We start from the raw sequence: 8,528 nt of genomic DNA on the forward strand, positions 1-8,528 counted from the left end.
CGCCGGCACTGTTGGCTGGACCACTCTCGTCCTGGTCGATCGGGGCCGAGAGCGTGAAGGTGTAGGCCCCCGTCGCCTCGGTCAGCGCGAAGGTGAACACGGTTCCGCCGCCCACCTTCGTTGCAGTCAGGGTGTCGGTGGTACCGTCGCTCGTGATCGCATAGGTCACCGCCACGCCGCCCGACGTCAGCGTCGGCAGCCCGGAGGTGGAGCCGGAGAGCGCAAATGTGAGCGGCGTGTCCACGCCCGAATTAAACAGGTTCGACACGTTCCCGGTGGCCGATCCTCCTTTACCCGTCTCACCGGTCGTCTCGCCGGCGAGCGCGTCCTCGTCGACCGTCGCCGTCTGCGTGTTGGTGCTCGCGGTCGGAACGCTGTCCTCGAAGATGATGTGCGAGCCGGCTTCCGTGGTATCGGTGGTCGTGTTCGTCTGCGCTTCCGTGACGTTGAGAATATCGAAGCCCGGCGTGTTGCCCGGGGGCAGGGTGTTCACGACCACGAACTGGTCGAATTGCGCGCTGTTCAGGGAAGTGAACTGGATTGTTTCACCCGCTGTGAGACCGTTGACAGTGCCGTTCGGGGCGCTCGTGCTGCCGCCGAAGGTGATGCCGTTGTTGCCGGTCGTCCGCGCCGAGTCGGCGATCAGGGTCCCGCCGATCCCGCCGGTCCAGACCTTGATCTCGCCGATCGCGACCGTGTTGGTGGAAATGCTGGTCTGTGTGGCGCCGAACGTGCCGGCGGACTCGTTCTGGGCGATGATCTTAACGTTGACCAGGCTATGGGTGGGGGTCACCTGGCTGATGTCGAAGCTCGCCCCCGTGCCTTCGGTATAGACGAGGGTGTTGAGTGAACCGTCGGTGAGGAAGGTCTTGTCCTTGGTGGAGCCGCCGGTGAAGCTCGATACGAAATCGAAGCGCAGCGCCTGGCCGGGGGTGACTGCCTGGCTGTCGCTGCCGTCGCCGACCGAACTGGTGTTGACGGTGTCGGGACTGGACGTGCTCGCGTCGAGCCCGGTCACGATGACAGTCTGGGTGCCGGTGGTGTTGGCGAACGGCAACCAGTAGTTCTGTCCCGGCATCTTGGTGCCGATGTTGAACGATGAAGTTGAGGTGGACGACCCGCTGACGTAAATCTTATTGGTGAGATCGAGGGTGTTGGCGTCCTCTCCCGCGGACGGATTCGTGTTGAAGAGTGCCTCGTACTGCACGATCCAGATGGTTGCGCCGCCGCTCGTCGGTTGCAACAGGAGTGCAAAGGCGACGGTGCCGGTGCTGTTGGTCTCGCGGCCGAGCACGATGTCCGGATTGCTCGAGTCGGAGAAGAGGAAGATCTCGTTGCCGTCGATGGCCTTGAAGCCGGTATCGACGCCGTTGAGCGCGCCGCCGCTGCCGGTAGTGAACTTCAAATTCTGGTCGGTGGTGCTGACGATCGCATTCTCGGCGATGCCGATGGCCGCCGTCGTGCCGGCGCCGGCGTTCGTGGTCGTATCGGGATAAATGCCCAGCGTCTTGAGCTCAGCACCCAGAGACGATGCGGTGCTGATGCTGCTCTGGAAGGTGGAGAGAATGACGTTGCTGTCAGTGTCGGGGGCAACATCGTTATCGGTCGCCAGAGTTGTTAAACCGAGGTTCTCGTCCTCAATAACTTTGCCGGTGATGGTGAGTGACATAGCCTGCTCCTCAGAAATTTGAGAAAATTCTGCTATGCGCCGCGCGGTCCTGCGCGTCGCGTCTCTCCTCGGGGCGTGCTCGCCGCAGGGAGCCGTCAGTGTTGGCAATCAGAAGGCCCGACCAAAGCAAAGCGCGGCCGTTTGAAGAGCTTGTTGCTAGCTCTCGTTCGACGGGTTGACTGTGCTCGAAGCGCCGTTTGAGAGAGGGAGCCCCGACAATTGAATGATGCACCGCTGCTGCATTGCACCTCCTATCCGCGGGCAAATATCTCCCGCGAGGGCAAGCAAACCAGAAAACACTTTCGTCAAATTCACGCGGTCCGCGACAGCCGATTTGGAGGTTCGCGCCCCGCGCTTGGGCAATAAGCAAATTAAATAAGCAAACTTTGACGAGTTATTCAATCACTTTCTAGTGAAAAATCTGCGCGGTGCGTTTGCTCACACCGCAATCGTCGCTCCAGCAAGCGACGTTTCGGCACAGTCGGATCAGCGTCAACGGTTGCTGCGAAGTTAGCGTGCAACTCCAGGAACCCAGGCGCTCGATCGATGTCCTTACTCGATCGATGTCGCTTGGAAGTCAGACTTGCAGCGCGACGATTGACGCTCTGCCGGCTTACAGAAGCTGATGCCTGCCACGTCACGAGTGCTCGCGTCGTCGCACCGATCCTCGCCATGCGCCGTGCAGACGAAGCATTCGTACGTGCGGCTTGTCGATTCATGCTGCGATGTCTCTGGAATACTCGATCGCCCGGTCCCGTCTACGCCAAGGCTTCGACGGGGCTTTCTCGCTTCAGGCGCGCCGAAGCTTTAGCGGAGGCGGCAAGCCGGGCGATGACAGCAGAGATGATGGCGGGATCAATAATCCTTCAGCAGCCGCTCGATGTAGTCGAGCTCGATCTGCGGGCGTGACGGATCGGCGAGGCGGCGGCGCAGTTCTTCGAGGATGCGGCGGACGCGCTGGACGTCGATCTCGCCGGGGATCTTCACCGTGTAGTCGTCGCCGAATTCGCGGCCATGCAGCGGGCGGCCGAGCGGATCGGTCTGGTTGCCGCCGCTCTGCTGGCGGCCGGCGCGATTGCCGGGGCTATCGCCGGGCTGGTCGCCATCGCCCTGCTGCATCGCGTCCGCAAGGCTCTGCGCACCCTTGCGCAGCGCGTCCAGCGCGCGGCCCTGCGAATCCACCGCGCCGTCGGCATTGCCTTCGCCGAGCCGCCCGGAGGCATCGCCCATCGCGGAATCGGCCTGGTCGAGCCCGTCGCCGTCATCATCGCCCTGGTCGCCGCCTTGCTCGCCCTGCTGGGCCTGATCGCCTTTCTGACCCTTTTGGCCCTTCTGGCCGCGCTGATCCGGACCCATGCCGCGCTTGGCGAGCTCTTCCTGCAGCTTCTTCAGGCGGTCGCGCAGCGCCTGCTGATCCTGCTGCAGGTCGCCCATCGACTGATCGCCCTGCTTGCCGCGCATGCGGTCGCGGCGGGAATCCTGACCCTGCTTGAAGGTCTTGTCGCGCAACTGCTGCTGCTTGCGGATCATGTCGCCGAGTTCGTTGAGCGACTGCTGCATGTCGTCGTCGCCCTGATTGGGCTGCGCCATCTGCAGGTTTTCCAGCATCTGCTGCATCTGCTCGAGCAGCTGCCGGGCCGCATCCTTGTCGCCGGAGCGCGACAGCCGCTCCATGCGATCGAGCATGTTCTTGAGATCCTGCTGGCTCAGCACCTTGGCGTTGGGATCGAGCGGCCGCGCGAGCTGCTGCGGATTGTTGCGGAACTGCTCGACCATCTGGCGCAGGAAATTGTCCAGCGCAGCGCGCAGATTGTCGGTGAGCTTCTTGATCTCCTCGTCGCTCGCGCCGCGCTCCAGCGCCTGCTTGAGCGCGTCCTGCGCCGCGCGCAGCGCCTTGTCGACATCGCTGATATTGCCGTCCTCGATGGTGACGGCGAGTGCCCACAGGCTGGCGACGACTTCGCGCAGCTGATCGTCGGTACGCGCCGCCTCGAGCTGACGGGCCACGGTGTGCAGGCCGAGATAATGGCCGGTCTCCGGCATGAACATCTCGGGCGCGATCATCAGCGCATCGAGCGCGGCGTAGACCTGGCCGTTCTGGTTGGCATCGAGCGCCAGGATACGGCGCTGCTCGATCAGCGCGCGCGCCAACGGCTTGGTGAACAGCCGCTCCGGCAAGCGCATGTTGAAGGGCTCGCTCTTGCCCTCGTTGCCGGCCTCGTCCTTGGCGGTCAGCGTCAGCGTCACGTCGGCGCCGGCATAGGGGTCTTCGCTGAGATCCTTGACGGTCTGACCGACGCCGTTGCGGGTGCGCGCATTCGGCAGCACCAGCGGAAACTGCGGCGGTTCGAACAGCGGCCGCGGCTGTGCGGCCTTGCCGTCGGCATCCTTGGTCGCGTCCTTCGCCGCATCAGCGGGCCGCGCCGCGAACTGCGCGCGCGCTTCGGTGACGCCGTAATCGTCCTCGAGCTTGTAGGACATCTGCAAGGCGCCGCGCGCCTGCCGCTCCGGATCCTTGGCGAGCGCAATCGACGGCGGACGGTCCGGCATCGCGGTGAATTTCCACTGCGGCTGACCGGCCGGCGCGCGGACATGCGCGGTGCCGTCGCCGGTGATCTTGAAATGCCGCTCATTGGTGCCCTTGGGCGCCTGCCCCTCCGGCGCCACCTCGGTGACGCCGCCACCGACCACGACGTCGATGGTGCCGCCGCTGGAGCGCACCAAGAGCGTGCTGCCCGAGGGAACCGCGAGCGGGGTGGTGTCGGCCGCGTTGGCGTCCTTGTTGGCGTTGGAGAGAATGATCGGCGGCCTGCCGGTGTAGTTCGGCGGCGTCACCCAGGCGTCGACCCGGACATTGGCCGGCGCCATGATGCCGTTCCAGTCGAACGCGGAGGCGATCCGCAGCCCGCGCTCGTCGCCGGCCGCGACATAAGTCGCGACCAGCATCACGATGACCAGCGCGCGCAGCGCCCAGGGGTCATGCAGCGAAACGCGCGGTCGCGGCAGGCCGGCGCGGATGCGCTTGATCGAGGCCAGCGTGCGCTCGCGCTGCGCCTGCCACAGCGCCAGCGCGAACGGGTCCTTGTTGGTGAGCGTGTCGGAGAGCGTAGTCGCCGGGCGATGGCGGATCCCTGCGCCGCGATCGAGCCGGCTCAGGCCCTCCTCGCGGCTCGGCCAGCGGAAGCGCACCAGCGGCGCCAACGCCGCGAGCCCGGCCAGCGCGAACAGGCCGGCGCCAGCGAGCCGTGCGGCAAACGGCAGCACCAGCCATAGCCCGGCCCAGGATGCGACCAAGAACAACCCTGCAACCGCCAGGAACCGCGCCAGATGCGGCCAGGCCCGTTCCCACGCAATCGCGAATTTTGCCCGCTGCAAAGCCTCGGTCAGTTTCAGCCGCGCGATCGCTTCGCTGTCGCGGACGGCGCGTGACGGGCTGTCAGACGGGTCGATGTTGGCTCCGCTCAATAAAATCTCCGGGGTAGCCGGCATGTCAGCCTAGCACGGCGGCGGCTTTGAGGCACCCGTTCCGGGGCGTAACCCACACCGGGAATTACGCATAACACGAAGGCGTGACTGCGGCGGTTCGACCCCGTAACGTCCCGGCCGAACCAACGCCTTAACGCATGAGGAAACCATATGGACCAGAAGACGCACGACAAGGGGCTCGAAATCCGCAAGGCGGTGCTCGGCGAGGCCTATGTCAACAATGCGCTGAAGAACTCGGACAGCTTCAACAAGCCGTTCCAGGAACTCGTCACGGAATATTGCTGGGGTGCGGTCTGGGGCCGCGAGGAGCTGCCGCGCAAAACCCGCAGCATGCTCAACCTCGCGATGATCTCGATCCTGAACCGGCCGCACGAATTGAAGGCGCACATCAAGGGCGCGCTGACCAACGGCGTGTCGCGCGACGAGATCCGCGAGATCTTCATGCAGGTCTCGATCTATGCCGGCATCCCGGCCGGCGTCGACAGCTTCCGCATCGCGCGCGAGGTGTTCGCCGAGCTCGACAACAAGGCATGAGCCGCTGCTGCCTCCGCATCGTCGTCCCGGCGAAGGCCGGGACCCATAACCACAGGCCTTCGTGGTGAGAACATGCTGGGGCTCCAGCGGATCACAAAATCAGGTCGCGGCGGTAATGGGTCCCGGCCTTCGCCGGGACGACATTGAATGCGGGGCTCGCGACTTCGCCGCATAACGACGTAGAGGAAACGACCCATGGAAATCGGATTCATCGGCCTCGGGAAGATGGGCTTCCCGATGGCGCGCCGGCTGATCGAGGCCGGCCACAAGCTCACCGTGTTCGACACCAGCAAGGACGCGCGCGACAGGTTGGTTGCGCTCGGCGCTGCGGCAGCATCGTCGCCGAAGGACATCGCCGACCGCGTCGAGACCGTGATGGCGAGCCTGCCCTCGCTGCAGGCTTCGCTCGAGGTCGCAACCGGCGCAGGCGGCGTGATCGAGGGCACGCGCGTCAAGCGCTTCATCGACCTGTCTACCGTGGGCTCGCGGATGGCGGTGAAGATCCACGATCTGCTGGCCAAGAAGAACATCGTGCAGATCGACAGCCCGGTCTCCGGCGGCGTGTCCGGCGCCGAGAAGGGCACGCTGGCGGTGATGGTGTCCGGCCCGCGCGCCGATTTCGAACTGGTCAAGGGCGCGCTCGACGTGATCGGCAAGGTGTTCTTCATCGGCACCAAGCCGGGCTCCGGCCAGACCATGAAGCTCGCCAACAACTTCCTCTCCGCGACCGCGATGGTCGCAACGTCAGAGGCCGTCGTGATGGGCGTGAAGTCCGGGCTCGATCCGGCCGTGATGATCGACGTCATCAACGCCGGCTCGGGGCTGAACACCGCGAGCCGCGACAAGTTTCCGCGCTCGGTCTTGCCGCGCAGCTTCGACTTCGGCTTCGCCACCGGTCTGATGGTCAAGGACGTCCGCCTTGCCGTCGAGGAAATGCGCGCGCTCGGGCTCTCGATGGAAGTCGCCGAAGCGGTCGGCCGGCTCTGGGAAGTGATCATCCGCGACGAGGGACCGGAGTCGGATTTCACCGCGGCGATCAAGCCGATCGAGAAGGCCGCAGGTGTGATCGTGGGTGGCGGCGGAAAAGGCAGTCACGCCGCGAAGTAAGCGTCGTCGACGAAACAAACGCCGTCGTCCCGGGCAAGCGAAGCGCGACCCGGGACCCATAACCACAGACGCCAGTGATTTAGTTGAGCTGGGGCCCCAGCGCAGCACAACAACCACGTTCGGTGGTTATGGGTCCCTGCTTTCGCAGGGACGACACCGTTAACGAGGCCAATGGGACGACACCGTTAGTGAAGCGCGCTCAGCGGCTCACAACCACGGCGCGGGCTTGTCCATCGCGATCAGCGCGTCGACGTCGATGCGCGGGCGGACCACGGCGTACTGGTCGTCCTTGACCAGCACCTCGGGCACCAGCGGCCGCGTGTTGTAGGTGCCGGACTGCACCGCGCCATAGGCGCCCGCGGTCATGATCGCGAGAAGATCGCCGGCCTTCGGCTGCGGCAGCGCGCGGTCGAGCGCGAGATAGTCGCCGGTCTCGCAGACCGGACCGACCACATCGGCGACCATGGTCGGCGTGCCCGCGGCCGGCTCGCGCACGGCTAAGATGTCGTGATGCGCTTCATACAGCGTCGGCCGGATCAAATCGTTCATCGCGGCGTCGATGATGACGAAGTTCTTGGCCTCGCCCGGCTTCACATGGATCACGCGGGCAACGAGGATGCCGGCATTGCCGACGATCAGGCGGCCCGGCTCGAACATCAGCGTGCAGCCGAGATTGTGCGTGACACGCTTGACCATCGCGGCATAGGCATCCGGTGCCGGCGGCGCGGCGCGGTCCATGTAATAGGGAATGCCGAGGCCGCCGCCGAAATCGACATGCGAGATATCGTGGCCGTCGGCGCGCAGCGTCTGCACGAATTCGGCAAGCAGCCGGAAGGCGACTTCCAACGGTCCGAGATCGGTGATCTGGCTGCCGATATGCACGTCGGTGCCGGTGACCTTGATGCCCGGCAGCTTTGCCGCGCGGGCATAGACCTCGCGGGCGCGCGCGATCGGAATGCCGAACTTGTTCTCCGACTTGCCGGTCGAAATCTTGGCGTGGGTGCCGGCATCGACGTCGGGATTGACCCGCACCGAGATGCGCGCGGTCGTCTTCATCTCGACCGCAAGGCGCGACAGCATCTCGAGCTCCGGCTCGGACTCGATGTTGATGCAGAGGATGTCGGCGGCGAGCGCGGCGCGCAGCTCGCTTTCGGTCTTGCCGACGCCGGAGAACAGGATCTTCGACGGCGGGATGCCGGCGGCCAGCGCCCGCTTCAATTCGCCGCCGGACACCACGTCGGCGCCGGCGCCGAGCTTGGCCAGCGTGCGCAGCACCGACTGGTTGGAGTTCGCCTTCATGGCGTAGCAGACCAGCGCCTTCTCGCCGGCGAAGGCCTCGGTGAAGACCCGGTAGTGCCGCTCCAGCGTCGCCGTCGAATAGCAATAGAACGGCGTGCCGACGGCTTCCGCGAGCTCAATGAGATTGACCGCCTCGGCATGCAGCACGCCGTTGCGATAGTCGAAATGGTTCATGACACGCTAGGTAGTTTGAGCATGACCTCCGCGCAAACGCGTTGCGCGCTTGTGGCGAGGGAAAACCGCTTCGCACTTTTCCGGATCATGCTCGAAATACTAATTGCCGAGCAGCGGATCGAGGACGAAGGGCCGTTTATTGCCACGCGTCGCGGCCGGCGCGGCCTCCGAGCCATAGGTCGGATTGAACACGCTGGGCTGCGCCGCCCGCTCGCTCTCGGTGTCGCTCGGTGCTGCGCCCGGCGCGGCGTTCGCGGTC

The 8,528-nt window shown here is 65.1% G+C and carries 5 protein-coding genes and 1 pseudogene; 2 read left to right on the top strand and 4 right to left on the bottom strand.

Annotation, left to right across the window (positions count from 1 at the left end; genetic code table 11):
- Window positions 1-1,669, bottom strand: a 1,669-nt coding sequence (locus AC628_RS39605; protein WP_074132114.1) for a hypothetical protein, incomplete at its 3' end; no start/stop codon positions are given.
- Window positions 1,670-2,524: 855 nt separating this feature from the next.
- A complete protein-coding gene (locus tag AC628_RS39610) occupies window positions 2,525-5,134 on the bottom strand; it encodes a TIGR02302 family protein (RefSeq protein ID WP_074132115.1) in 2,610 nt (869 codons plus the stop codon).
- A 171-nt stretch (window positions 5,135-5,305) separates the two neighbouring features.
- Here AC628_RS39610 and AC628_RS39615 point away from each other — a divergent pair, with 171 nt between their 5' ends.
- Both AC628_RS39615 and AC628_RS39620 read left to right on the top strand, forming a co-directional pair.
- The gene (locus AC628_RS39615; RefSeq protein WP_018268955.1) at window positions 5,306-5,689 is read left to right on the top strand and encodes a carboxymuconolactone decarboxylase family protein; all 384 of its coding nucleotides are present in this window, start codon (window positions 5,306-5,308) and stop codon (window positions 5,687-5,689) included.
- A 195-nt stretch (window positions 5,690-5,884) separates the two neighbouring features.
- The gene (locus AC628_RS39620; protein ID WP_074132117.1) at window positions 5,885-6,796 is read left to right on the top strand and encodes an NAD(P)-dependent oxidoreductase; all 912 of its coding nucleotides are present in this window, start codon (window positions 5,885-5,887) and stop codon (window positions 6,794-6,796) included.
- Window positions 6,797-7,003: 207 nt separating this feature from the next.
- Here the strand turns inward: AC628_RS39620 and lysA are convergent, their stop codons facing one another.
- Window positions 7,004-8,269, bottom strand: a complete 1,266-nt coding sequence (gene lysA, locus AC628_RS39625) for a diaminopimelate decarboxylase (protein ID WP_074132118.1) — start codon at window positions 8,267-8,269, stop codon at window positions 7,004-7,006.
- 99 nt (window positions 8,270-8,368) lie between these two features.
- A pseudogene (locus AC628_RS46270) lies at window positions 8,369-8,528 on the bottom strand (LPS translocon maturation chaperone LptM); the annotation flags it as partial.

It is taken from the genome of Bradyrhizobium sp. NAS96.2 (assembly GCF_001908235.1).
Classification (GTDB): domain Bacteria; phylum Pseudomonadota; class Alphaproteobacteria; order Rhizobiales; family Xanthobacteraceae; genus Bradyrhizobium.

Coding starts and splice junctions, on each gene's coding strand:
- AC628_RS39615 (WP_018268955.1), top strand. CDS start 5,306: ATGGACCAGAAGACGCACGACAAGGGGCTCGAAATCCGCAAGGCGGTG.
- AC628_RS39620 (WP_074132117.1), top strand. CDS start 5,885: ATGGAAATCGGATTCATCGGCCTCGGGAAGATGGGCTTCCCGATGGCG.
- lysA (WP_074132118.1), bottom strand. CDS start 8,269: ATGAACCATTTCGACTATCGCAACGGCGTGCTGCATGCCGAGGCGGTC.